At 68.4% G+C, this 25947-nt stretch carries 17 protein-coding genes and 1 pseudogene; 7 read left to right on the top strand and 11 right to left on the bottom strand.

Annotated features, from left to right (window positions below; genetic code table 11):
- Window positions 1-138: 138 nt before the first annotated feature.
- The 4 genes from ACHZD8_RS06260 to ACHZD8_RS06245 form a co-directional block, all read right to left on the bottom strand.
- Window positions 139-4674 carry a DUF4082 domain-containing protein gene (locus ACHZD8_RS06260; RefSeq protein ID WP_394769303.1) on the bottom strand — a complete coding sequence of 1512 codons (4536 nt, stop codon included), beginning with the start codon at window positions 4672-4674 and terminating at the stop codon, window positions 139-141.
- A 130-nt stretch (window positions 4675-4804) separates the two neighbouring features.
- Window positions 4805-5764, bottom strand: a complete 960-nt coding sequence (gene pip / locus ACHZD8_RS06255; protein WP_394769302.1) for a prolyl aminopeptidase — start codon at window positions 5762-5764, stop codon at window positions 4805-4807.
- Between the two features lie 118 nt (window positions 5765-5882).
- Complete coding sequence (gene recQ, locus ACHZD8_RS06250) at window positions 5883-7826, bottom strand: DNA helicase RecQ (protein WP_394769304.1); 1944 nt, start codon at window positions 7824-7826, stop codon at window positions 5883-5885.
- 117 nt (window positions 7827-7943) lie between these two features.
- The gene (locus tag ACHZD8_RS06245) at window positions 7944-10109 is read right to left on the bottom strand and encodes a 5'-nucleotidase C-terminal domain-containing protein (protein WP_394769301.1); all 2166 of its coding nucleotides are present in this window, start codon (window positions 10107-10109) and stop codon (window positions 7944-7946) included.
- Between ACHZD8_RS06245 and ACHZD8_RS06240 the strand changes: the two genes are divergently transcribed.
- The 4 genes from ACHZD8_RS06240 (at window position 10098) to ACHZD8_RS06225 (ending at window position 13431) form a co-directional block, all read left to right on the top strand.
- Window positions 10098-10481, top strand: coding sequence for a hypothetical protein (locus ACHZD8_RS06240; protein ID WP_394769300.1), 384 nt, complete (start codon window positions 10098-10100; stop codon window positions 10479-10481). The genes ACHZD8_RS06245 and ACHZD8_RS06240 overlap by 12 nt on opposite strands.
- A gap of 176 nt (window positions 10482-10657) precedes the next feature.
- Complete coding sequence (locus ACHZD8_RS06235; RefSeq protein ID WP_394769299.1) at window positions 10658-11539, top strand: EamA family transporter; 882 nt, start codon at window positions 10658-10660, stop codon at window positions 11537-11539.
- A 64-nt stretch (window positions 11540-11603) separates the two neighbouring features.
- Window positions 11604-12455 (top strand): EamA family transporter, encoded by an 852-nt coding sequence (locus ACHZD8_RS06230; protein ID WP_394769298.1) that lies wholly within the window; start codon window positions 11604-11606, stop codon window positions 12453-12455.
- A gap of 46 nt (window positions 12456-12501) precedes the next feature.
- Window positions 12502-13431 carry a LysR family transcriptional regulator gene (locus tag ACHZD8_RS06225; RefSeq protein ID WP_394769297.1) on the top strand — a complete coding sequence of 310 codons (930 nt, stop codon included), beginning with the start codon at window positions 12502-12504 and terminating at the stop codon, window positions 13429-13431.
- Here ACHZD8_RS06225 and ACHZD8_RS06220 read toward each other — a convergent pair.
- From ACHZD8_RS06220 to ACHZD8_RS06205, 4 genes and pseudogenes are all read right to left on the bottom strand, one after another.
- Window positions 13374-14216, bottom strand: a pseudogene (locus ACHZD8_RS06220) (aldo/keto reductase). The gene ACHZD8_RS06225 and the pseudogene ACHZD8_RS06220 overlap by 58 nt on opposite strands.
- A 36-nt stretch (window positions 14217-14252) precedes the next feature.
- Window positions 14253-15224, bottom strand: a complete 972-nt coding sequence (locus ACHZD8_RS06215; RefSeq protein WP_394769296.1) for an aldo/keto reductase — start codon at window positions 15222-15224, stop codon at window positions 14253-14255.
- Window positions 15225-15515: 291 nt separating this feature from the next.
- Window positions 15516-15944: a GNAT family acetyltransferase gene (locus ACHZD8_RS06210; RefSeq protein WP_394769295.1), complete on the bottom strand. Its 429-nt coding sequence runs from the start codon at window positions 15942-15944 to the stop codon at window positions 15516-15518.
- A gap of 210 nt (window positions 15945-16154) precedes the next feature.
- Complete coding sequence (locus ACHZD8_RS06205; RefSeq protein ID WP_394769294.1) at window positions 16155-18245, bottom strand: DEAD/DEAH box helicase; 2091 nt, start codon at window positions 18243-18245, stop codon at window positions 16155-16157.
- A gap of 251 nt (window positions 18246-18496) precedes the next feature.
- Here ACHZD8_RS06205 and ACHZD8_RS06200 point away from each other — a divergent pair, with 251 nt between their 5' ends.
- Together ACHZD8_RS06200 and ACHZD8_RS06195 are read left to right on the top strand one after the other, a co-directional pair.
- A complete protein-coding gene (locus tag ACHZD8_RS06200) occupies window positions 18497-19447 on the top strand; it encodes an alpha/beta hydrolase fold domain-containing protein (RefSeq protein ID WP_394769293.1) in 951 nt (316 codons plus the stop codon).
- A gap of 16 nt (window positions 19448-19463) precedes the next feature.
- Complete coding sequence (locus ACHZD8_RS06195) at window positions 19464-19916, top strand: GNAT family N-acetyltransferase (protein WP_394769292.1); 453 nt, start codon at window positions 19464-19466, stop codon at window positions 19914-19916.
- 7 nt (window positions 19917-19923) lie between these two features.
- On the opposite strand, the gene ACHZD8_RS06190 is transcribed toward ACHZD8_RS06195, so the two are convergent.
- From ACHZD8_RS06190 to ACHZD8_RS06180, 3 genes are all read right to left on the bottom strand, one after another.
- The gene (locus ACHZD8_RS06190) at window positions 19924-20403 is read right to left on the bottom strand and encodes an NUDIX domain-containing protein (protein WP_394769291.1); all 480 of its coding nucleotides are present in this window, start codon (window positions 20401-20403) and stop codon (window positions 19924-19926) included.
- A 9-nt stretch (window positions 20404-20412) separates the two neighbouring features.
- A complete protein-coding gene (locus ACHZD8_RS06185; RefSeq protein WP_394769290.1) occupies window positions 20413-23538 on the bottom strand; it encodes an efflux RND transporter permease subunit in 3126 nt (1041 codons plus the stop codon).
- Between the two features lie 130 nt (window positions 23539-23668).
- Entirely contained in the window at window positions 23669-25087 is a 1419-nt protein-coding gene (locus ACHZD8_RS06180) for a PLP-dependent aminotransferase family protein (RefSeq protein ID WP_394769289.1), read from the bottom strand.
- A 61-nt stretch (window positions 25088-25148) separates the two neighbouring features.
- On the opposite strand from ACHZD8_RS06180, the gene ACHZD8_RS06175 reads away from it, so the two are divergent.
- Entirely contained in the window at window positions 25149-25793 is a 645-nt protein-coding gene (locus ACHZD8_RS06175) for a YitT family protein (protein WP_394769288.1), read from the top strand.
- The last annotated feature ends 154 nt before the right edge of the window (window positions 25794-25947 follow it).

Genomic DNA, 25947 nt, shown 5'->3' with positions numbered 1-25947 from the left:
CGAGGCTCCAATCCTGGCTGGTGCTGAAGTTGCGCGCGAGGTTCGGGCCCCAATATCCGGCGCCGACCACGGCGACACGCAATTTCGCGTTCATTGCATTCCCCCTTACGAGTTCGCTTTCGGGAACGAACCCGGGTTCTACTGGGTGAGGATCACATCCACCCAAAAATTGTGTGAAGCAACATTGTTCGGCTGTCCCGTTCCGTAGGTGTAGGCGCCGCCGTTCGCCACGGTGGTCAGAGGCCCGCTCGTGATCGGAGTCGATAGCCCGTTGAGATCCACGGCGTACTGGCCCACCGGGGCGTAGTACGACGCCCAGTATTCGGTTCCAGCGGTGATGGGCATCGGCTGCGCCAGCACCACGGTCTGCCACCCGCTTGCCGTCTCGTTGGTCGCCGTCGCCGTCGCGAGTTGAGTGCCGGTGGCGCTCCAGAGGTATACCTGGTGCGTCCCCGTGTTGGTCGGGCCCTTGTAGAAACGGATGGCGGCGATCGATCCGGCAACCGACGACGTGAAGCGCACGCCCACCTGCACCGGACCCGGGTCGGCCCAGTCCGCGTTTACCGGAACGCTGGTGTCGGCGAACAGGGACGTTCCCGTGGGCACCGGCGTGGGTGTGGGCGTGGGTGTGGGTGTGGGCGTCGGCGTCGGCGTCGGCGTGGGCGTCGGCGTCGGTGTGGGGGCCGGCGTCGCGTACGCGAAGCTCACGTCGACGAAGTAGTTCGTCGCACTGTAACTGTTGATCGGGAAACCACCGTTTGAGCCGTAGAGGTACAGTCCGTTGTTCGTCGTGCCGGCGGTCAGCGGACCGCTCGTCTTCGGCGACGTGAAGTAGTTGACCGTGTTCGAGTAGTGCCCGCTGGGCGCCTGGTAGGAAACCACGTACTGAGTGCCCGCCGTGAGGGCGACCGGGGAGGAGAGTGCCGCCGACTGCCATCCTGTCGCCGTCTCATTCACGAAGGTCACGGTTGCCAGCAACTGTCCAGTGGACGACCACAGGTGCCCGACGTGGCTGCCGGAGTTGCCGGGGCCCTTGTAGAAGCGGATCGCCGTGACGGTTCCGGCGACCGACGGCGTGAACGAGACGCCGAGTTCCACCGATGAGGTGTCGGTGGATGCGGCCACCGCCGGCGTCTCGGTGCCGAACAGCGTCGAAATGGTCGTCGTTGTGCTGTCGAGCGTCGTGAACGACCACGTCTGGGTGGACAGAGTCACCCCGTCCGTCGTTCGGATACCCGAAACGCTGGCGGTGACGAGAGCGTTGTTCGGCAGCGGGGCACTCGGCGTGAAGGTGATCGTCTGGCCGTCTGTCGACAGACTGGTGGTGCCGGAGATGGTTGTGCCGGCGCTAGTCACTGACACCGCGTAGCCGGTAGCGATCGGCACGGAGAGCCGTATGCTGACGGAGGCACCGGGGTCTACCGAGGTTGCCCCGTTTGTCGGCGACTGGCTGACGACGGTGAGCGACGCCTGCGAGTTGTTGAACACCACATCCACCAGGTAGCTGGTCGACGTCTGGATGGTCGGGAACGCGTCCGGGTAGGAGTACGTTCCGCCCTGCACCGCCACCTGCAGCGGTCCCCGGCTGATTCCCGTCGTGGAGAACGCGCCGAGGGTGGCGGAGTACGCCCCGACGGTGGTGCGATAGGTGGCCACATAGGTCGTTCCCGAGGTGACCGCCACCGGCGTGGCGAAGGTCAGCGTCTGCCATCCCGAAGTGGATTCATTGGTGAACGTGCCCGTCGCGAGTTTGGTGCCGGCCGTCGACCACAGCGTTCCGACGTGGCTGCCGGTGTTTCCCGCTCCCTTGTAGAACTTGACCGCGCTGATGACCCCGGTCTGGAGCGTGGTGAAGCGCACTCCGAGGGTCACGGCGTTGGTGTCGCCATCCTGAAGGATGCCGGGCACTGCGCTGTCGTCATAGAGCGTGCATGGGCACTGGCCGATTACGGCCGGCGGGTTCACGGTGGTGAAGGTCCACGTTCCGCCCACGGTCAGGGCGACACCGGTGGTGTCGGTTGCTGCCAGCGTCACGGTGTATTTGACGCCACTGTTGAGGGCCGATGTGGGAGTGAAGGTCGCCGTGCGACTCGTGGAGTCGTACGCCACCGTACCGGCCGCAGTCGCACCGTTCTGGTCGACGACCTTGAAGACGATTGTGGCGGGGGTGACGTCTCGAGAGAACACCGCACTGACCGTGGTGCTCGTCGGAACACTCGACGCACCAGGCAACGGCCACTGGCTCGACGCCGACAGCGCGGAGGTGTCGACGCTCGTGAAGAGGGCGTCCACGTAGTAGTTGGTACCGCCGAAGGTGCTGGTGGGGAAGGTGCCGGTGCTGCCGTAGACGCCGGCGACGGGGGCGCCGAACCCACCAGCGACATTCAACGGACCGAGGGCAGAGCCCCGGTAGGCCCAGAAGTTGTTGACCGCCGAGTAGTGGCCCTTCGGGTCGCTGTAGGAACCCGTGTAGGTCTGGCCGCCAGTGACGGCGACCGGAGTCGAGAAGTTGGCTGTCTGCCATCCCGACGCGGTCTCCGAGGCGAACGTCACTGTCGCCAGACGCACGCCGGACGCGTTCCACAGCGATCCGGAGTGGGTGCCGGTGTTGGCCGTGCTCTTGTAGAAGCGCACGCCGGTGACGAATCCATTGGCCGACGGGCTGAACTTCAGCCCCAGCTCGACCGACGACGCGTCGCCGGAATCAACCGTTGCCGGCACCTCGGCACCGAACACCGAATACGGTCCGGTCACGGTGAAGCTCACCGTCGTGGGCGTCGCCGCGTAGTTGGCGCTGTCGTCCACCGCGCGGATACGCACCGACTGGCTGCCGGCGCCGTGCTGAACGTAGGTATATGACCAGGAGGTGGTGCCGGTGGCCAGGTGCCAGGTGGACCCGTCCGTGGAGATCTCGACCCCGGCGACCACGCCGCCGACATCGGAGGCGGTTCCGGTGAGGACCACGCTCGAACCGTTGGCGATGCTGGCACCGGCAGCCGGCGACGTGACAGTCACCGTGGGCGGAGTGACGTCCGAGCTCGCCGCTGCGGCGACCAGGGTCGAATCCAGGGTGAGGGGCTGTGCGCCCATGTCGGCCAGGAGGTTGACCTGGGCCTGCTTGATCCTCGGGTCTGCGGCGGCGCCGAGGCCATCGTGCGTCTGGTCGAGTCCCCAGGTCCACTGGATCGTGCCCGCGGAGAATACCAGCGCGCCGCTCGACGCACGGTAGAGCGTCAGGTGGTGGGTGGTCGTGCCTGCCGCGACGGTCTTGCCGAAGTCCTGGAGGTACTGGGCCACCGCCCCGGTCGTCGTCGACAACCGGATGAGGCCAGACTGGCGGAACCCGTTGTCGATGTCCTCGTCGGACTCGTACCCGATCGTGTGCGCGGCGAGCGCCTGCGTGGTCCCGGGCGCAAGGCTAGCCAGGCTCGTGTTGCGCCAGAGCCTCGTCTTGCCCTCGAGCGCGGAGACGGTCACCGGGAGATCGGTGAAGTTGGACATGTACGCCGTGCCGGTGAGTCCGTTTTCGGGGAGCCCAGCACCGTTCGCCTGTGAGGCAAAGCGGGGATCACGCCAAGTGCCGGTCCAGGTCGGGCTCGGATCGATCTTGGCGTCGCTCCAGGTCTCCTTGTACGAGACGAGGGTGCGATACGGAGTCGCGCTGGTGTCGGCTGAGGGCTCGTAGCGGGTGTGCCAGTACGCCTCGTTGCCGGAGAGGAACTGCATGTTCACGCCGGCGTCGCGGGCGGCCACGATGTTCGCGCGCTGGCCGGTCGACCAATACTCGTCATGCCCGACCGAGAGGAACACCTTGTGGTTGGTGAGATTCGATCCGAATCGGTCGGTGTCGACCCCACTGAAGTAGCTGACGTCGTAGCCGTTCTTCTCCAGGAACCGCACAAGGGGGTATTCGTTGGCGAAATAGAAGTCGCGCCCCGAGTTGTCTCCCCTCGTGGCGAACGGACGGTTGTAGCTGATCTTGTAGGCCCGGCCGACGGCGCCGCCCTGATAGAAGTCCGAGCCCCCGTACGTGTTGTACGCCTGCCAGGTGGGGTCTGAGGTCTGGAACAAGACGGCGGAGTGGCTGGAGACATCCCGCACGACGAAGGTGATGTGGCTCTCGCCCCCGGTGTCGTTACGGTGCAAGAGCGCGAAGTAGACCCCGGAGACCGCGGTGCTCGGAACGGCCCACGACGCGGACACCTTCCAGGTGCCGCAGTCGTACAGCCCCGTGGTCGCGTCGGTGATGCACTGCGGCTGCGTCTGCGGCAACGTGGCGGACGGCGCCACGGTGGCGATCTGGCGGGCGCCGAGCCCACCGTAGTAGCCGGTGCGGTAGATCGTGATCGAGTACGCCTTGGCACTCGTGTTGATCTTGAAGTCGATCGACGACCCGACGTTGACGCTGATGTCCGACGAGAAGCCCTGGATGGACGGATCACCCGCTCCGCTGATGTCCCAGACCGAGGGGTCCGTGCCCGGTTTGCTGTTCTCACAGACGATCGGGTTCGAGCCGGTGCCGCACGGGGTGACGGCCTGGACGGGCTGGGGGTTCAACGCCAGAAGGGTCGAGCACACCAAAGCGAGTGTTGTGACAATGGCGGCCACAAACACAGCATTGCGTCTTTTTTTATCGCCAAAATAACGCGAGATTCGGGTTCCCACAGACCACATACTTACATACGGCGGCCGACGCGCCTAGTCCCAAAATGCCCGACGACATTAGTGCACCCAATGAGGTGCCATTTACCAAACCACGGCGTGTCGGAATCAGGTGCAAAAAATGCCGGTCAGGGGCGGGCTCTCAGCCCTCGCGGAAGCGGTCGGTCGCCTCGACGAGGGCGCTGAGAATCCCCGGCTCGTCGAAGGCGTGGCCGGCATCCGGGACCATCACGAACTCGGCCTCGGGCCACGCGCGATGCAGATCCCAGGCCGTCACCGGGGGCGTGCAGACGTCGTAACGACCCTGCACGATCACGGCGGGAATGTCGCGAAGAGCACCGGCGTCGCGAATCAGCTGCCCCTCCTCGAACCAGCCCTTGTTGACGAAGTAGTGGTTCTCGATTCGGGCGAACGCGATCGCGTAACGCGGCTCGGCGAAGATCTCGATCACCTCTGGGCGACGCAGGAGGGTGATGGTGGAGGCCTCCCACGTCGACCACGCGACGGCGGCCGGGCCGTGAATCGCCGGGTCCGGGTTGTTCAACAAGCGGCTGTATGCCTCGATCAGACCGCCGCGCTCGTCGAGCGGGACCGGGGCGACGAATGACTCCCACAGGTCGGGAAAGAGCTGTTCAGCGCCGCCTTCGTAGAACCAGTCCAGCTCGCTCGCCCGCAGCGTGAAGATGCCCCTCAGCACGAGTTCCGTCACCGACGTCGGATGGGTCTCCGCGTAGGCGAGCGCGAGCGCGCTGCCCCATGACCCGCCGAGCACGAGCCAGCGATCGATGCCGAGGTGAATCCGGAGAGCCTCGAGATCCGCCACGAGATGCCAGGTCGTGTTGGTCGAGAGGTCGGCCTCGGCGTCGCTCGCGTGCGGGAGGCTGCGGCCGGACCCTCGCTGGTCGAGCAGGATGATTCGGTACTTCGACGGGTCGAACAGCCGGCGATGATTCGGACCGCTCTCCCCTCCCGGTCCGCCGTGCAGGAAGACCGCCGGCTTGCCATCCGGATTCCCTGACGCCTCCCAGTAGATGCTCTGGCCGTCGCCGACCTCGAGCATCCCGGTCTCGTACGGCTCGATCTCGGGGTAGAAGCTTCGCATGCTTCGAGCCTAACGGCGCGCCGCCGCGAGCCGTCCGCTCGGGACGTCGCGGTCTCGGTCGACGCGATTGTCCTGCGTTTTCAGAACCAACGGCGGAGAAGCGTTCAGGCCGAATGACTCAGGCGTCGGCCAGAACGGCCAGGATCGCGTCGCCGTACTTGGCGAGCTTGTTTTCGCCGACACCGCTCATGGTGCCGAGCTCGGCGATGGTTGACGGCTTGCCCGTCGCGATCTCTCGCAGGGTCGCATCGTGGAAGATCACGTAGGCCGGCACCCCCTGCTCCTTGGCCTCGGCCGATCGCCAGGCGCGCAGCAGGTCGAACACGGGAGCCGCCCCCGCAGGAAGGTCGGCGACGGCGGTACGCCTCGCCTTGCCCGCGCGAGTCGGTCGTTCGAGCTCGCGCCGCAGCATCACGGGTCGCCGGCCACCGAGCACCTCGGCGCTGGCCTCGGTGACGAGCAGTGTGCCGTAGCCGTCGCTGTTCACGGCGAGCAGGCCCTGGGCGAGAAGCTGCCGCACCACCCCGCGCCACTCCGGTTCGCTCAGGTCGGTACCGATCCCGAAGGTGGAGAGGCTCGCGTGGTCGTGCTGCGTGACTCTCGGCGTCGACTTGCCGATCAGGATGTCGATGATCGCGCCGGCGCCGAACCGCTGGTTGCGTTCCCGCTTCAGCCGCACCACCGTGGACAGCAGCTTCTGGGCGGGAACCGTGCCGTCCCAGGCCTCCGGCGGCGAGAGGCAGGTGTCGCAGTTGCCGCAGGGCGTCGACGTCTCGCCGAAGTAGGCGAGAAGCTGCACCCGGCGGCACTCGATGGTCTCGCAGAGGGCGAGCATCGCATCGAGGTGGGCGCTCAACCGGCGACGGTGTTCGGCGTCCCCCTCCGACGAGTCGATCATGCGCCGCTGCTGCACCACATCCTGCAACCCGTAGGCGAGCCACGCCGTCGATGGCAACCCGTCACGGCCGGCCCGGCCGGTCTCCTGGTAGTACCCTTCCACCGACTTGGGCAGGTCGAGGTGGGCGACGAAGCGCACGTCCGGCTTGTCGATGCCCATGCCGAACGCGATCGTCGCGACCATGACGATTCCGTCCTCGCGCAGGAAGCGGGACTGGTTGGCGGCGCGTACGCGAGTGTCGAGACCCGCGTGATACGGCAGGGCCGGGATGCCGTTCTGCACGAGGAACTCGGCCGTCTTCTCCACCGACGCGCGCGACAGGCAGTAGACGATCCCGGCATCCCCCGGGTGCTCGCTACGCAGGAGCTCGAGGAGTTGCTGCTGGGGCGCGTTCTTGCCCGCGATGCGGTATTGGATGTTCGGGCGGTCGAAGCTCGCCACGAAGTGCCTCGCGTCGGAGAGCTGGAGCCGCTTCTGGATCTCGAGGTGGGTCTGTTCGGTGGCCGTGGCCGTGAGGGCGATGCGCGGCACGGTCGGCCAGCGCTCGTGCAGCACCGAGAGCTGCAGATAGTCCGGACGGAAGTCGTGACCCCACTGCGACACGCAGTGCGCCTCGTCGATCGCGAAGAGCGAGATCACCCCGCGGTCGAGAAGGTCGGCCGTGGCCGGAACCTTGAGTCGCTCCGGGGCGAGATACAGCAGGTCGAGCTCTCCGGCGATGAACGCTCTCTCGACGGCGGCCCGCTGGGACGCATCCTGGGTCGAGTTGAGGAATGAGGCTCGGACACCGACGGCGGAGAGGGCGTCCACCTGGTCCTGCATGAGCGCGATGAGCGGCGAGATGACGACGCCGGTGCCCTCGCGGACGAGGGCCGGGATCTGGTAACAGAGCGACTTGCCGCCGCCGGTCGGCATGAGGACGAGTGCGTCCCCGCCCGCGACGACATGGTCGATGATGGTCGCCTGATCGCCGCGGAACGCGTCGTAACCGAAGACCGTGTGGAGCGCCTCGGCCGGCGTCGCGTACTGCACGGGCGTGGCCCGGGCAGGGGCGCCGAAGCCATCCGGAGCAGGGCGATCCGGAGCGACGCGCTGCGCGGCGAATTGACCGGGCCCATCGTCGGGATACGGCGGATCGTCGTAGGGGTCTGGCGGCGCTTCCATCTCCGGATCCCAGGGGATCTCTGCGCTCCAACTCACTGGGCGAGTCTACCCGCGCCCGCCGACACCACCGGGCGAGCACGGGGTTGTCGGCGGGCGCCGGGGACGCAGCGCACGTCGCTAGTAGGAGATGATCGGCGCGGGCCTCGAGGTGGACGGCGTGAGCTGGTCGTTGCCACCGAACTTCGCCGTGACGAGGTGGATGCCCCTGGCGAACGCCGGGAGCGTCAGCGTGGCGCGTCCGTCGTCGGCCGCCGTGAGGGTGACCGTGGCGATGACCCGTCGGCCGTCGAGCACGGTGACCTCGCCTGTCGGCACCACACCGTTACCGTCCACGCGCACGGAGTACTGCACGGTGCTCGAGTGGCTGACGAAGAGGCGGGCCGGGATGCCGACGATCTGCGAGTCGAGCTTATTCACCTGGCTGGCCGCCGAGGTGGCCGTCCCGGCGACGAAGCCCGTCTTGCTCGCCGTCACGGTGACGGTGATCGAGGCTCCGGCATCCGCCGCGACAAGCCGGTAGCTCGCGGCCGTGGCCCCGTCGATGGCGGTGCCGTTTCGGTTCCACTGGAACGCGAGCGTCGGGTCGGGAACGCTCCACGCGCCTCCGGTCGTCGCCAGGGTGCCGCCGACGCGGGCGTTGCCGGTGATGACCGGGGGCGTCACGCTGGTGATCGGAACCGTCACCTGAATGGGCACGTCGATCGATGTTCCGCGCTCCGGCACCGACACCGTCAGCACGAGCGTGCCGGCCGGCGTCCCCGGCGGAATGGTGATCGGAACGGATGCCCGACCGACCTCATCCGTGAGGTTGACGATCGTCGGGTCGATTGGGGCTGACCCGAGGGTGACGGCTCCGGCGCTCACGACGGCGGTGCCCGTGTTGGGCTCGCCGTTGCTGAAGAGCAGCGAGGACAGCCCCACGTTCACGCTGTCCCCGGCGCTGTAGCCGTTGGCATCCGGTGCGGAGAGGGTCACGCCGACCGCACGCTGGGCGAGGTTCGGGCTCGCCACCGGATTCGCGACGAAGTAGTCGACCATGCTCTGGAGGTCGATCTTGCCCGAGTCGCCGGGGTTCGCCCCCTTGGCGAGGGTGGCGAAGTTGTCGCCGCCGGAGGCGAGGAAGGAGTTGACGACGACCTTGAAGCTGTCGGTCGGCGTCACGAGCACGCCGTCCACGTAGATCGAACCGATGTGGCTGCCCACGGCCGCGCCCGGGTCGTAGGTGTACTTGAGCGCGCTCGACACCCCGAGCTTGAGGAACGGACGGCTCGCGCCGGCGGGCTGCCACTGCTCCTCGAGAACCTGCCTGAGCTGGGCTCCCGTGAGCGTCTCGGTGACGAGGGTGTTGGCGAACGGTTGGACGCTCGCCGCCTCCTGGTAGGTGACCCGGCCATCCACGTCGCCCGGAGTGGTCGCACTCGCGGCGTACTTGAGGTCGCTGCGCAGGCCACCAGGATTCATGAGCGCGAATCGGGTGCCGCCGGCCTTCGTTGCCCACTGTTGAACGTCGGCCACGAAGTTGCCCAGCGGCGATTCACCGCCGCGATTCTCGGTGCCTGCGGTGACACCGCTCGCCCGGTTGAAGTCCGCGGTGATCGTGCCCACGGGCACGGAACCCTTGTCTTTGGCCGCCGCTACGGCCGCCGAGACGATCTGCGCCACCGCGGCGTTCGGCGCGAAGGCACCGAAGAGCGGCTTGACCTCGGACGTGATGCCGAGCAGCGCGTGCGACGTCGGGTCGACCGAGAGGGCCAGGTGACCGTAGTTCTCGCCGTATTTGCCCGCCTGCAGCACGGGCCTGGTGCGGCTGGTGCCCGGGATGGCGACCTGGTGGTTGTAGGCCTGGTGCGTGTGCCCGGAGACGATGGCATCGACGTTGGCGTCCACGCCGTTGACGATCTTGCCGAACGCCGAATCGTTGGTGGCGGACGCGAGGGTGGCATCCGCTGCCCCCTCATGAACGGTGAGGACGAGCACGTCGGCCTCACCATTCGATGGGTCGCCGTCGCTCAACTGGTCGGCGACCCGGTTCACCTCGGTCGGGATGTCGCGGAACTCGAGGCTCGAGACCCCGGACGGACTCACCAGGGTGGGGGTCTCGTCCGTGGTCGCCCCGATGAAGCCGACGGTCACGCCCTGCACGGTCTTGAGGGAGTACTGCGGGTAGGCCGGCTTGCCGGTGGTCTTGTCGTAGATGTTGGCGCTGAGCCAGGGGAAGGTGGTGGCCGGAATGATCCGGCCGTCGAGATCGGCCCGCCCCTTGTCCAGCTCGTGGTTGCCCACCGCGCTCGCGTCGACACCGATGGCGTTGAGGGCATCGATGGTGGGCTGGTCGTTCTGGATGAGGAGGTGAAGGTCGAGGCGCCGAGCGAGTCGCCGGCCGACACGACGAGCGTGTTGGGGTTGGCCGCGCGGAACGAGTCGACCATGCCGCCGAGCACGGCGGCGCCGGCGGCGGGGCTGGAGGCCTCGAGCCGCCCGTGGAAGTCGTTGAAGGTGACGATGTCGATAGCGACCGGGGCATCCGCCGCGGATGCCGCCGTGGCCGCGAGGCCCGGCACCCCCAGGGCGATGGCCGCGACGACGGCGGTCCACGCCGTACGACGGACGCGGGTCGAAGTTGCGAAGGCTGCCATAGTCCTCGGCTTTCTGTGAAGGGCGCCCCTCGGTGGGCGCGTGCTGGGGAGGGCGGTGCCGCGAGCAATGGGTCTACCCCCGCTTGGGGGTCAGGTGCACCATAACCCGAGCGGTCGTCACACGCCAAGGGTCATCTCGAAATGGTCACCGACGGTTAACCGCTAGCGTGGAACCGTCCCCGTCGATTGGCCCCCATGCTCGCCGTTCTCATTGGCCTCGCCGGTGCGCTCATTTTTGGTTCGGCCGACTTCATCGGGGGCATCGCCTCCAAACGGATCAGCCCCGTTCGCGTGACGGCGGTCGGCGGCCTGTCTGGACTCGCCGTGCTGCTATTGGCCCTGCCGGCCATCGGCGGCACCTGGTCCAGCCAGGCGGTGCTTCTCGGCGCGATCTCCGGGGTGAGCGGTTCCCTCGCGATCGTGCTGCTCTACGCCTGTCTCGCGATCGGCCCGATGAGCATCCTCTCGCCCGTGACCGCCGTGGTGTCCGCGCTCGTGCCTGCCCTCGCCGGGGTTCTGCGCGGCGAGCGGCTGAACGGCCTCGCCTACGTGGCGCTCGCCCTCGCCCTGGTCGCGGTGGTGCTGGTGGGATTCGTGCCGGAGAAGGGTGCCGTGCGGCCGTCCCTCAAGGCCCTCGGCATGGCCGTCGCCTCCGGGGCGCTCATCGGCTTCTTCCTGATCGTGATCGACCTGACCCCGGCGGATTCCGGCCTGGTGCCGCTGGTGGTCAACCGAACGGTGAACGCCTCCATCATGTTCGCGGTCGTGCTGATCGCGTGGCTGCTGGGCCGGAGGCGACCACACGGGCGCCCAACCGACGCGTTGCTGCCGGGAGCGGGCTGGCGGCCCGGCCTCTGGCTGGCGATCGCGGGTGGCGCGGTGGATGCCACGGCCAACGCCCTCCTGCTGGTCGGCTTGCGGCTCGGCGACCTGACCGTGCAGTCGGTGCTCACCGCGCTCTATCCGGCCGGCACGATCATCCTCGCTGCCGTCGTCTTGAAAGAACGCATCGCGCCCGTGCAGATCGTGGGCCTCGTTCTCGCGCTCGTGGCGGCGGCGATGCTCGCCATCGCGTGAGGCGCGCGTCGGCGCTTGCTGGCACAGTGGGTGCAGCGCGGTCGAAATCGAAGGGAGGCGGCTCATGCTGAGCGTTCTGCTCGGACTCGCCGGGGCGATCATCTATGGCGCGAGCGACTTCTTCGGCGGAATGGCGGCCCGCCGCGTGAGTGCGGTGCGCGTGACGGCGATCAACTCGGTGGTGGGCTTCCTCGCCCTGGCCGTGGGGTCGCTGCTCCTGCCGACGAAGTGGAGCCAGGATGCGCTGGTCACCGGCGCGCTCACCGGGATCGCGGGAGCCGCGGCGCTCGTGCTGCTCTACGCGTGCCTCGCCATCGGACCGATGAGCATCCTCTCTCCCATCCTCGCGCTCGTCGCGGCCGTCGTGCCGATCACCATCGACTTCGCGCGGGGCGAGAGGCTCAGCCCGGCCGGCAATGCCGGTCTCGTCGTGGGGCTCGTGGCGATCATCCTGATCTGTCTCGTGCCGGGCGCCGGGGCGGTGCGACCGAGCGCGCGCGGGATCCTGATGGCCGTCGGATCCGGCCTCGCGATCGGCGCCTACCTGGTCGTGATCGACCTGTCGCCGGCCGACAGCGGGCCGGCTCCCCTCGTCGTCTGCTTCGCCGTCACCGGACTCGTGATGGGGGTGATCCTTCTGGCGAGCGCCGCGCGGAGTCGCCTGCCCGCCGAGGGCGCGCGGGGCTCCGTGCTTCTGTTCGCGGTTCTCTGCGGTCTGACGGATGCCGCGGCCGCGCTGCTGTTCCTGCTCGCCCTGCGGGCAGGCGACCTGTCGGTGGTCTCGGTGCTGAACGCGCTCGCTCCGGCCGGCACGATCATCCTCGCCGCCATCGTGCTCAAGGAGCGGATCGCCGTGGTGCAGTGGGCCGGCCTGGCCGTGGCCCTCGTGGCGGCCGCACTGCTCGCGCTCGCTTAGCCGCTGCGCTTCTCGGCCCGTCGCGACCGATCACTAGAATCGATGAATGGAACTTCGCCAACTCGAACACTTCGTGACCGTCGCCGACGAGCGGCACTTCACCCGCGCGGCAGAGCTGTTGCAAATCTCCCAGTCCGGGCTGTCCGCGTCGATCCGCGCCCTCGAGACCGAACTGGGCACGTCGCTCTTCGTCAGGAGCACCCGACGCGTGGAACTCACCGCGGCCGGACAGGCGTTGCTCGCGGATTCGATCCGCACCCTCGCGAGCGCGGCGGCGGCCCAGAACGCGGTCGCGGCGGTGCGCGGACTGGTGCGGGGGCGCTTGACGGTGGGCGCCGAACCCTGCCTCGGCGCCATCGACCTCCCGGCCGAACTCGGGCGTTTCCGGGTCGCGAACCCGGGCGTCGAGGTGCGGCTGCGCTACGACGGCTCGGTCGAACATCTCGAGAATGTGGCGAGCGGCCTCACCGACGTGGCCCTCGTCGTGGCCACCGGCCCGGTGCCGCAGGGGGTGCGGCTGCGGCGGATGACGTCGCAGAAGCTCGTGGTTCTCTGCCATCCCGATCATCCATTCGCCGCCGTCGGTGAGGTGGACATCGAGTCGCTGCACCGGGAACCGATGATCGGCTTCCAGCAGGGCTGGGGCGCGCAGGTGCTGTCGCGTCGAGCCTTCGCGGCGGCGGGATTCGACTTCCGCGCCTCGATGGAGGTCAACGACGTGCACCCGCTTCTCGACCTCGTGGAATACAACCTCGGCGTGGCGATCGTGCCCGCGAGTTTTGCGGCGAAGCGGCCGGACTCGCTGCGCTCGGTGGCGCTACCCGACGACATGCCGGAGTGGACCGTCGCGGTCGCGGTGGCGGACGAGCCCAGCCCGGCCGCCACCGCGTTCCTCGATCAGCTCTTCGAGAGTCCCATTCAGGCGGCGTCGAGCATCGACAGTTCCTCGGCGGAGAGCGTGACCTCGGCCGCCTGAACCGAGTTGGTGATGCTTTCCGGCCGCGATGCCCCCGGGATCGGGATCACGCGCGGGGACTTGGCGAGCTCCCACGCGAGGCAGACCACCTGCGGGGTGAGCCCGCGATCCGCCGCGAACCGGTCGCCGAGGGCACCGGCCGAGCTGATTCCCCCGAGGGGGCTCCAGGGCAGGAACGCGATCCCGAGCTCGTCGCACAGCTCGAGCTCCGGCTCGCTGCTGCGGAAGGCGGGCGAGAACTAGTTCTGCACCGACACGAGCCGGCCGCCGAGAATCTCCTGGGCGAGCCGGATCTGCTCCGGGTTCGCGTTGGAGATCCCGGCCATCCGGATGGTCCCGGCGTCGAGCAGGTCGCGGATGGCGCCGACCGAGTCCTCGTACGCCACCTCCGGGTCCGGGCGGTGGAACTGGTAGAGCCCGATCGCGTCCCCGCCGAGGCGGGCGAGCGACGCCTCGGCCGCGCGCTTGAGGTACTCCGGGCGCCCATCCACCGTCCAGGAGCCGTCGCCCGGGCGCAGGTGGCCGCCCTTGGTCGCGACGAGCACGTTCGAGGTGTCACCGCCCCACGAGGCGATCGCCTTGGCGATCAGGGACTCGTTGTGTCCGACATCCGTCGCCGTGAGGTGGTACGCGTCCGCGGTGTCGAAGAGCGTGACGCCGAGGTCGAGGGCGGCATGGATGGTGGCGATCGATCGGGCCTCGTCCGGGCGCCCCTCGATGGACATGGGCATTCCGCCGAGGCCGATCGCGCTGACTTCGACGTCACCGATTGTGCGGGTCTTCATGTTTCTGTTCTTCTCTCTGTCGGGTCTTGTGTCGGTCTACCAGGCGTAGTCTTCCGGGGCCGGCTTGTGCCCGGGAAAGATCTCATCGAGGCGGGCGAGCGCCGCGGCGTCCAGCGTCACGTCGAGGGCGCGCACCGCGGCATCCAGCTGGCCCTGCGTGCGGGGCCCGATGATCGGGGCCGTCACGGCCGGCTGGTGCAGCAGCCAGGCGAGACCGATGTCGCCCGGCTCGTGTCCAAGCTCCGCCGCGAAGTCTTCGTACTGCTCGATCGCGTCTCGATGCGTGGCGAGGGTCTCGGCCGCGCGCCCCTCGAGGCGGCGCTTTCCTTCCTGCTCCTTGCGCAGCACACCGCCGAGGAGCCCACCGTTCAGCGGCGACCAGGGGATGATGCCGAGGCCGTTTCCGACGGCGGAGGGAATCACCTCGAGCTCGATGTCGCGCTTCAGCAGGTTGTAGATCGACTGTTCGCTCACGAGGCCGGTGAAGTTGCGGCGTCGGGCCTCCGCCTGGGCCGAGGCGATGTGCCAGCCGGCGAAGTTGCTGCTTCCCGCGTAGAGGATCTTGCCCTGCGCGACGGCCGTCTCCATCGCCTGCCAGATCTCGTCCCAGGGGGTCTCCCGGTCCACGTGGTGGAACTGGTAGAGGTCGATGTAGTCGGTCTTGAGGCGCGTGAGGCTGGCATCCAGAGCGCGCCGGATGTTGAGGGCCGAGAGCTTGCCCTCGTTCGGCCACGGGGTCATGTCCCCGTAGAGCTTGGTGGCGAGCACGGTGCGCTCGCGTCGACCGCCGCCCTGCTCGAACCAGTTGCCGAGGATGGTCTCGGTGACGCCCCTACCGAGGTCGCCGCCATAGACGTTCGCCGTGTCGAAGAAGTTGATTCCGTACTCGTGGGCCGAATCCATGATGGAGAACGAGTCGGGCTCCGTCGTCTGCGGCCCGAAGTTCATCGTTCCTAGGCAGAGTCTGGAGACTTTCAGGCCGCTACGGCCGAGGTGTGTGTAGTCCATGTGTCTAGGCTGCGCTCGGGTCGGGTCACCTGTCCAACAGGAGATCCGGATGCAACTGTGCGCTCGCGCTTCTCAATAGGGCGCGGCGGCCGCTCGACTCGCGTTTCTCGGCTCGCGTTTCTCCGCTCGGCTTTCTCCGCTCGGCTCGCGTTTCTCGGCTCGCGTTTCTCGGCTCGGCTCGCGCTTCTCCGGAGCTTTCGCGAATCTGGTCCGCTTCGGCCCCAAATCGGCCCGTTCGACAGGCTTTGTGGCGAAACCTCCGGAGAAACGCCAGTTCGGCGCGGCGGGCGCTCAGCCCTCGTCGAGGATGAGGCGCTTGCCCAGGCTGAGCACCTGGTCTTCGCCGTAGCCGAGGCCGCGGTAGAAACCGAGCACCTTCAGGTTGTCGGATCGCACCTGCAGGTTGAGCTTCGGGCATCCGCGCTCCACGAGCAGGCGCTCCGCCTCGGCCATGATGGCGCGACCGAGGCCCTGGCGCTGGCGCAGCGGGTCGACCGCGAGGTAGTGCACCCAGCCTCGATGACCGTCGAACCCCGCCATCGCCGTCGCCGCGATGGCACCGGTCTCGCCGGCCTCGCCGACCAGGAACAGCTCGGGCTGCTCGGTGAGCTTGCGTGCGATGTCGGCGCGGGGGTCGTTCCACGGTCGCACGAGCCCGCAGCGCTCCCACAGGGCCACGACGGCGTCGGTGTCTGGTTCGGCAAACGGTCGGATCAGCATCCGTCCAACTTTACGGGCCTGCCCACCGCCCTCCGGCACCCGCGTTTCTCCGGAGGATGACCCGGATTCGGACCCGAATCGACCTCGACGGGCCACGCGGACGCGAAACCTCCGGAGAAACGCGATTCGGGAGGCGGGGAGGGCGGCCGCGGGACGACGAAGGGCGCCCATCCGCGAGGATGAGCGCCCTTCGTTCGAGCGTGCTGCTGCCTACAGGGCCGCGAGCTCTCCGATGACGCGGTCGCCGGGCGCCGCCATCTCCACGGACGCCTTGATCTCGGCGCGGCCGAGGAGCTCGTCCATGCGACGACGACGCGCCTTGGAGATGAGCGTCACGACGGTGCCGACCTTGCCCGCGCGGCCGGTGCGGCCCGAGCGGTGCAGGTACGTCTTGTACTCGTCGGGGGCGTCGGCCTGGATCACCAGGCTGATGTCATCGACGTGGATGCCGCGGGCCGCGACATCCGTGGCCACGAGCACGTTGACCCGGCCGCTGGTGAGCAGCTGCAGGTTACGCGTGCGACGGGACTGGTTGAGGTCGCCGTGCAGCGAGGTGGCCGGGATTCCGGCATCCTCGAGCTGGTCGGCCAGTTGCTCGGCGAACGCACGCGTGCGGGCGAAGATCAGCGTCTTGCCCTCGCCGGCAGCGAGCTCTTCGATGATGCGGGTCTTGTCGCGCTGTTCGATGAGCAGCACTCGGTGGTCGATCGAGGAGGAGGCCTGGTCTTCACCGGCAACCTCGTGCACGGCCGGCTCCTTGAGGAACTGCTTGACCAGAGTGGCGACGCCCTTATCGAGCGTGGCCGAGAAGAGCAGCTTCTGGCCGCCCTTCTTGGTGGACTCGAGGATGCGCTGCACCGGCTCGAGGAAGCCGAGGTCGCACATGTGGTCGGCCTCGTCGAGCACCGTCACGAAGACCTCGCTGAGGTCAAGACGGCCCTGCTCGATGAGGTCCTCGACGCGACCCGGGGTCGCGATGACGATGTCGACACCGCGCTGCAGCGTGGAGACCTGCTTGAACTGCGGCACGCCACCGACGATCGTGGTGGTGAACAGGCCGACGCTGCGTGCGATGGGCTGCACGGTGCGGTCGATCTGCATGGCGAGTTCGCGGGTGGGGGCGAGGATGAGCGCGCGGGGCTTGCGGCCCGGCTTGCGTCCGGCGCCGCCCATGTTCTCCATGAGGCGCTCGACGAGCGGTGCGCCGAAGGCGATGGTCTTGCCAGAGCCGGTCTTGCCGCGGCCGAGCACATCCTTGCCGGCGAGAACGTCCGGGATGGTGGCCGCCTGGATCGGGAAGGGCGTCTCGGCGCCCATTGCGATGAGCTGGCGGGTCATGTTGTCGCCGATGCCGAGGTCGGCCCAGGTCTTGCCGCTGGCATCGCCCGCGGTGATCACCTTCGCTTCGAGGCGCTCGAGCACGACATCCTCGTGCGGCTGGAAGCCGGCCGAGTGGCCGGTGCGCTGCGAGTCGTTACCGAACTCGCGCTTGGCCGGGTAGTAGTCGCTCTCGCGGCGGGGTGCGCGGTCATCCGAACGCTGCGGGCGATCGCTGTAGGTCGGACGCTCCGTGCGGGCCGGACGGTCGTTGTACGAGGGACGCTCCGTGCGGGCCGGACGGTCGTTGTAGGAGGGACGCTCGGTGCGGGCCGGACGGTCGTTGTACGCGGGACGCTCCGTGCGGGCGGGGCGGTCGTTGTACGCGGGACGCTCGGCACGAGCAGGACGGTCGTTGTACGCGGGACGGTCGGTACGCGCCGGGCGGTCGTTATACGACGGACGCTCGCTCGAGGTACGGGCCGGACGGTCGTTGTACGCGGGACGCTCGGCACGAGCAGGACGGTCACCGTAGGAGGGACGCTCCGAACGCGCCGGGCGGTCGTTGTACGACGGGCGCTCCGTGCGGGCGCCGTAGGACGGGCGCTCGGTGCGCTCCGTGCGGGCGCCGTAGGACGGGCGCTCGGTGCGCTGCGGGCGGTCACCGTAGGACGGGCGCTCGGTGCGCTGCGGGCGGTCACCGTAGGACGGACGCTCCGTGCGCTGCGGGCGGTCACCATACGACGGGCGGTCGTTCGAGGCCGGGCGGTCGTTGGTCGGCGTCCAGTTGGGACGGCGGTCGTTCGAGGCGGGGCGGTCGCCGGTGCGGGAGGCACGCTCATCCGCGTTCCAGCGCTTCTTCACCGGGGCGTCGGCGTGGAAGCCTCGGTGGCCCTCGCTGCGGCTGCCGGGCTTGGAGGCTCCGGTGGAGTTGTACTTCTTGGCCGGGCGGCCTGAGTCGGACTTCTTATCGAAATTAGGCATGGTTCTTTCCGGGTTGTATTAAGTTGCATGGCAGCGCGCAACCAACAAGCAGCGCTTCTGCAGGAACCCGGGCAGTCTTTGGCCAGGACCGTTCACATACGTGATTTTCCCCGCACCAAAAAGGAGTAGTTAGAGGTGGGGAAACCGGCCCGAAAGACTTACAAACCCATTCGCAAGATTTCGCGATGTCTAGAGCCGACCTGTCTACGTTACCGGATGACCGCAAAATCCGCACTAGATTGGCCGGAATCATGAATCGCGTTTTCCGTGCGGCGCCGCGCTCGCGAGTGTTCACGGCGCTTGCGGTGGTGCTCGTGGTGCTCTGCCTCGCCGCCTGCAGCCCCACCGGCGCGGACTCCGTGCGGGTGACACCGGCCGCCCAACCGGTCTACCCGCAGGTGAAGACCTACCCGCACATCCGGGTGCAGGAGAACATCGACTACTCCCGTTCCCCGTCGCCGTCCCACCAATTGGATGTCTGCCTGCCGTCGAAGAAGGACCGGTCGCGGGCGGCGATCCTGTCCATCCACGGCGGCAGCTGGCGCGCCGGAGACAAGGCCAACATCAACTGGCGGAGCGTGTGCCAGTGGCTCGCCTCCGAGGGATTCGTCGTCTTCTCCGTCGATTATCGGCTCGCCCCCCAGTTCCCGTTCCCCAACGCCATCGACGACGTGCGGGCCGCCGTGCGCTTCATGCGGGATCCGAAGACCGTGAAGCGCTACGACATCGACCCGCACCGGATCGGTGTGTTCGGCGGCTCGGCCGGCGGCAATCTCGCCGCCCTGCTCGGCGCGGGCGGCACCGGGGGGTGGACCACCGGAACCCGCGTGGCGGCGGTCGCCGAGCTCAGCGGCCCCATCGACCTCACGGCCGCGGGGGCGAGGCTCGGCCCGGTCGCGCCGGAGTTCCAGCAGCTCGAGCTCGAGTACCTGGGCTGCGTGAGCCTCGCCGACTGCCCGCAGGCCGAGGCCGCGTCCCCTCTCTACCAGGTGGACGACAGCGACCCGCCATTCTTCATCGGGCACTCCCTCGACGAGCGCATACCGCTCGCCCAGTCGAAGGCCATGGTTCGCGCGCTGCGCAAACACGGCGTCGACACCACCTTCGTCACGGTGAAGGGCAGCCTGCACTCCATCGCGATGCTCAACCGGGACATGCGATCGCGCATCGCGACCTTCCTGCACGCGAAGCTCGACGGATGAGTCAGGCTTGGTGATCATGACATTCTCGATCGAGCCGGCGACCGCGCCGGGAGTCACCGACCTCCTCCGGTTGAGCGACGAGTTCGCCTTCGCCCTCTACCCCGCCGACAGCTGCTACCTGCTCGACGTGAGTGAACTGGCAGCGCCCGGGGTCACGGTCGTCGTCGCCCGCTCGGGCGAGGAAGCGATCGGGGTCGGCGCCCTCGTCGAACGGGGCGACGGCTCCGCCGAACTCAAGCGCATGTTCGTGCGGGCGGATGCCCGGGGCCGTGGCATAGCGAGCGGCATCCTCACGGCGCTCGAGGAGGTGGCGCAGGCCCACTCGATCACCACGCTGCAGCTCGAGACCGGGCCGCTGCAGCCCGAGGCGATCGCTCTCTACGAGAAGCACGGCTACCGCCGGATCCCCGCCTTCGGCCAGTACGTGGGTGACGACTTCAGCGTGTGCATGGCGAAGACACTCGGCTGAGCTGGGCTCAGCGCTCGAAACGCGTCGACCCATCGGCCTCCACCGCGACCCGGATGCGGTCCACCATCTCCGCGGACATCTCGGGAAGCGCGTCGAGCGAGAACCAGGCCGCAGCGGTGTTCTCGCCGTCGGCCGGATGCGGCTCGCCCGAAATATAACCACAGCGGAATACGAGGTCGAGGTACTCCGATTCGTCACCGTTGGGGTAGCGAATCGGCGGCAAGACCTTGACCCAGGCGAGCACGTCCACGCGGGAGACGATGTCGGCCTCCTCGAGCACCTCGCGCTCGGCGGCCACGGCCGGCTCCTCGCCCGGGTCGATGATCCCCGTCACGGGTGTCCAGGCTCCCGTGTCGGCACGGCGCACGAGCTGCACCTCGAGGCACGAATGACGACTGCGAACGACGACCGCCGTCACTCCGGAGAGCCACAGGGGTGCGTGTCCGATCTTCTCGCGGAGGGCGAGGACGAAGTCGGGAGTGGCCATCCCGCGATCCTAGCCAACCTCCGCGGCGGGCTCCTGAACCGCCGCCTCCCTCGCCGCGCGGCGATCGGTGCGCCGTTCCTTCGCGCCTTCGACGAGGTAATAGAGCACCGGCAGCACCACGAGAGTCAACAGGGTCGACGACACGAGGCCGCCGATCACGACGATGGCGAGGGGCTGGGAGATGAATCCGCCATGGCCGGTGAGCCCGATGCCGAGGGGCAGCAACGCGAAGATCGTGGCGAGCGCGGTCATCAGGATCGGCCGCAGTCGCCGGGATGCGCCGTGGATGATCGCGTCGCCCACCTTCATGCCGCGGATTCGATACTGGTTGATGAGGTCCACGAGCACGATGGCGTTCGTCACGACGATGCCGATGAGCATGAGCACGCCGATGAGCGATGCCACGCCGAGCGGGATGCCGGACACGACCTGGAGCGCGATCGCCCCCGTCGCCGCGAACGGCACGGACACGAGCAGGAGCAGCGGCTGGCGCAGGCTCTTGAAGGTGGCGACCATGACGACGTAGACGATGAGGATCGCCGCGAGTAGGGCGAGTCCGAGCTGGCCGAACGAGTCGCTCTGCTGTGACGTGACACCGCCGAGCGTGGCCGTCGCGCTCGCGGGGAGCGTCGCCTTGGTGACGGCCGCCGAGACGGTGGCCGACGCGCTGCCGGTGTTGTCGGTCGCCGGCGTGACCGTGAGGGTCGCGCTGCGCAGGCCCTTGATCGTGGTGACGCTCGAGGGGCCGTTCACCGTCGCGATCGTCGCGAGGTCGGAGAGCGGGACTATGCCCTTCGCCGTGGGGATCGAGAACGCCGACAGTTCGGCCGTCGTCGTGGGCGCGCTCGAGTTCTTCACGTAGATGGAGAGCGTCTTGCCGTCGATGACGACGCTGCCGGTGGCGCTCGGGTTCATCGCCTGGGTGACGATTCCCCCGACCTGCACGTCGGTGAGGCCGGCGGCCGCCGCCTTCGTGCGGTCGATCTGCACGGCGATGTACGGCAGGGATGCCGAGAGGTTGCTCGAGGCACGCGACACGACACTGAGCTTCTCGACCTTGGCGAGGATCGAGTCCGACGCCTTGCGCAGGTCGGCGTCGCTTCCCGCCGTGATGTTCACCTGGATGTCCGAGGAGCCGAAGCCGCCCTGGGCGGTGGCGACCGCGAGCTCACCCTCCCCCTTGATCTTCTTCAGCTCGGCCGTGACCGCGGCCTGCAGCTTGGCCTGGTCTGCATTCGGGTCGGTCGTGAGCGAGAGGGTGCTCGACCCACCCCCGGCGAAGGCGGCGCGGAGGGAACTGCCGCCGGATCCGATCGTGAGCAGCACGGTCTTGACGCCCTTCACATCCTGCAGCACCGTCTCGACCTTCTTCGAGGCGGCGACCTGCGCGTCGAGGCTGGTGCCGAGCGGGAGCCTCTGGGTCACCGTGAGGGTGTTCTGGCCACTGTTGCCGATGAAGTTCGTCTTGAGCCCCGTGGCGACGAACCCGCTGCCCACGAGCAGGAGGAGGGCACCGACGAGCACGATCGCCGGGAACTTGAGGGTCCAGCGGATCACCGGGAGGTAGGCGCGCTGCAGCCGCGTGGCGTGTTCGAGCTCGTCCGTGGCGGCGGTGGTCGTGCCGACCGCCGGACCGCCGGCGTGCTTGCGCGCCGTCTTCTTGGTGCCGAGGAACCAGTAGGCGAGCACCGGAACGATGGTGAGCGCCACGAACAGCGAGGCGGCGAGCGCCATCGTCACGGTGAGGGCGAACGGACGGAACAGCTCGCCCGTGATTCCGCCGACGAACGCGATCGGCAGGAACACGGCGACGGTGGTGATGGTGGAGGCGGTCACCGCGGTCGCGACCTCGCGCACGGCCGAGAGGATGGCCGGGAGCTTCTCTTCTCCGAGCCCGATGTGGCGCTTGATGTTCTCGATCACGACGATCGAGTCGTCGACCACCCGCCCGATGGCGATGGTGAGGGCCGCGAGCGTGATGACGTTGAGCGTGTACCCCGAGGCCTGCATGCCGATGAAGGTGATCAACACCGAGACCGGAATGGAAATGGCGGTGACGAGCGTCGACCTGATCGAGAACAGGAAGACAAGGATGATGACGACGGCGAAGACCAGGCCGAGCAACCCCTCCTGCGCGAGGCTGTCGATCGACTGGGTGATCGACGGAGCCTGGTCGGCGACGACCACGAACTTCGTGTTGCTGCCGAGCTGCTTCTCGAGGGTCGGAATGGTGCTGCGCACCAGGTTGGACACCGTCACCGTGTTGCCCGCCGCCGACTTCGTGACGTTGAGGGTGACGGCAGGCTTTCCGTTGACGCTGGAGAAGCCGGTGGTCGGGTCGTTAACGATGGCGACGGTGGCGACATCCCCGATCGTGGGCGCGACGGCGGCGCGAGCACCGAGCAGGGGCAGCGCCGCGATCTCGTCGGTCGTGGTGATGCGCGACCCGGACTGCACGGTGAGCGTCTTGTCGTTCTCGGTGATGGACCCGCTCGCCAGCAGGGTGCCGTTGGCGGCGAGCGCCGACTTGATGGACTGGATGCTGAGACCGTCCGCCGCGAGCTTGTCGAGATCCGGGGTGATGGCCACCCGCTGGGATGCCGCGCCCAGCAGGCTGACATCGCTCACTCCGTCTAGCTGCTTGAGGTCGGTGACCGTGAGCGCCGCGAGCTTCGAGGCGAGGGTGTTCTGGTCCATGTCGCTCGTGACCGCGAGTTGGATCACCGGGAAGTCGCTCAGGCTGAAGGTGATCACCTGGGGCGTGACGCTGGACGGCAGGATCGACTTGATCCGGTCGAGGGCGAGCTGCACCTTCTGCTCCGACGTGGCGATGTTGGTTCCGAAGGCGAAGGACGCCGTGACGGTGGACGCGGCCGTGTTGGAGGTGGCCGTGGTGGAGTCGAGGTTCTCGAGGCCCTGGATGGCGCTCTCGATCGGCGTGCTCACGTCGGTGTTCACCACGTCGGGCGAGGCCCCCGGATAGGACGTGACGATGTAGACCGAGGGAAGGGTGAGCGAGGGGATGAGCTCCTGCTTGAGCGACGCCAGTGCCAGCCCGCCGAAGATCGCGACGACCACCGTGACCAGGGCGATGAGCGCCCGGTTGCGCAAGCTGAAGACGGACAAGAGGTGCACGGGGTTCTCCCTGGACGCTGCGGCGTGACGCCGCGGGGGGGCGCCCATGAAGGCGCGCTGGTGCCGTGCCTCCCTCGAAATTATCTCAGTGCCCGGTGCCCCCGCGCATACTCTCGAGGGAGTAGTTGCGTCAGACGACCTCGGCGAGATAGCTCGAGTCGAGCATCGGCCCGCGGGCGAGCGAACCCCAGGCGGATTCGAGGGCGGAGACCGCCCGGTCGATGTCCTCCGTCGGGTGCCCGAACGGGATGCGCAGGAACCTCTCGAACGCGCCGTCGATGCCGAAACGCGGCCCGGCCGCGAGCAGCAGCCCCTCGTTGCGTGCGGCGAGGGTGAGTTGCGAGCTCACCGGCACTCCGAGATTGATCCAGGCCGTCATCCCGCCTGCGACGTGCGGCACGCGCCACTCGGGGAACGCCCGGCGCAACTCCGACTCCAGGTGGTCCCTCCCCCGCCGCAGCTGGGCCCGTCGCGCTTCGAGCACGGGCGGAAACTCGTCGAGCAGGTCGGCCACGATCAGCTGTTCGAGGATCGGCGTGCCGAGGTCCCCGGCGCTGCGTGCCCGGGTGAGCTTCTGGATGAGCTGGCGTTCGGCCCGGATCCAGCCGATGCGCACCCCGCCCCAGACGGTCTTGCCGACCGAGCCGATGAGCACCGCCGGACCGTAGGCGGCGAGCGGGAGCGGAGCGGTCGACTGGTCGATCGCGAGCTCCGCCGTCGTCTCGTCGGCGACGATCGTCGTTCCCTGCTTCGCGGCGATGGCGAGCATCCGCTCCCGCAGCTCTGGCGACATCGTGCGCCCGGTCGGGTTGTGGAAGTCGGGCATGACGTAGCCCATGGCCGGGCTCGCGCGCTGGAGGGCCTGTTCGATGGCCGGCTCGTCCCACCCCTCGTCGGTCGTGACGCTCACCGGAACGAGGCGCGCCCCGGTGAGCCGGAGAGCCTCGTAGGCATGGGGGTAGCTCGGTGACTCGACGAGGGCGCTGTCGCCACGCCCGAGCAGGGTCCTGGCCAGCAGCGCGATCGCGTGCTGGGCGCCGATCGTCACCATGATCTGCTCCGGCTCGGTCGGCAGGCCGCGCGCCGTGTACCGGTCGGCGAGGGCCGCCCGCAGCACCGGCAGGCCGATCGGGTCGAAGCCGGAGTCTCCCAGGTAGGCGGGCAGAGCATCCGATGCCCGCCTGGCCGACTCGGCCAGCCGCGGGATTGCCGGAAGTGACGCCTTGCTGAAGTCGAGGTAGCCGCTGTGCACGTTCTCGACGGATACCGGGGCACGGGCGGGCAGCCGGGCCACGCTTCCGGATCCCCGCACGCTGTCGAGGTAGCCGGCCTCCCTCAGCTCGGCGTAGGCCGCGGTGACGGTGGTGCGGCTCACGCCGAGCTGCGCAGCGAGATCCCGCTCGGCCGGGATGCGGGTGCCGAGGGGCACGCGTCCGTCGAGGATGAGGAGGCGCACGCGGCCGGCGAGCGCGCTGTAGGCCGGGGCGGCGGTGGCTTCCCGCCATCCGCTCAACACCGAGGCCAATGCGCGGGCAGAGATCGAGGACATAAGGCCACTCTACGACGATTGGCATCTTGCCAGAAGGCCAATCAGGTAATTGGATACAAGCATGCCTCCTGTTCTCATCCTCACGCGTCGGATCGCCCAGCTCCTGGTCGGCCTCTTCCTCTACGGCTTCGCGATCGCCATGATGGTGCGGGCCGGGATCGGGGTGTCGCCGTGGGACGTGCTGTCGCAGGGTGTCTCGCTGCAGACCGGGATCGCGTTCGGCTGGGTGACCAACATCATCGGGGTGGTCGTGCTGCTGCTGTGGATTCCGATCCGGCAGAAGCCGGGCATCGGAACGCTGCTCAACGTGCTCCTGATCGGGCCGAGCGCCGAGGTCGGACTCGCCGTTCTCCCCGCCCAACACGTGCTGTGGCAGCAGGTGCTGCTCTTCGCCGGTGGGCTCGCGCTGCTCGCCGTGGCGACGGGACTCTACATCGGCGCCCGGTTCGGCCCCGGCCCCCGCGACGGCCTCATGACCGGAATCCACCGGCGCTGGGGCTGGCGTCTCTGGATCGTCCGCACCTCCATCGAGGTGGTGGTGCTCGGCATCGGCTGGCTGCTGGGCGGCAACGTCGGCATCGGCACCGTGGCCTTCGCCCTCCTGATCGGCCCCATGGTCAACGTGACGATCCCGCTCCTGCGGGTGCCGACAACGCCCGTCCCGGCGGCCGACCCCGCCCCCGTTCAGATCGGAGAACCACGGTGATCGCCCTCGTCTCGTTCGCCGCGCTGGCGCTCTGGGCCTCCGTCGCCACCCTCGAGGTCGTGCGCCGCGACGGCTATCGGCAGGTGCCAACGCTTGCTCGCTACTGAGCTGCGCCGCGAGGCCGGCGACGCGGATGCCTCCATCCGCGTCGCCG

The organism is Lacisediminihabitans sp. (assembly GCF_043726815.1).
Lineage (GTDB): Bacteria > Actinomycetota > Actinomycetes > Actinomycetales > Microbacteriaceae > Lacisediminihabitans.
This window is presented reverse-complemented; position numbering and strand designations above follow the sequence as displayed.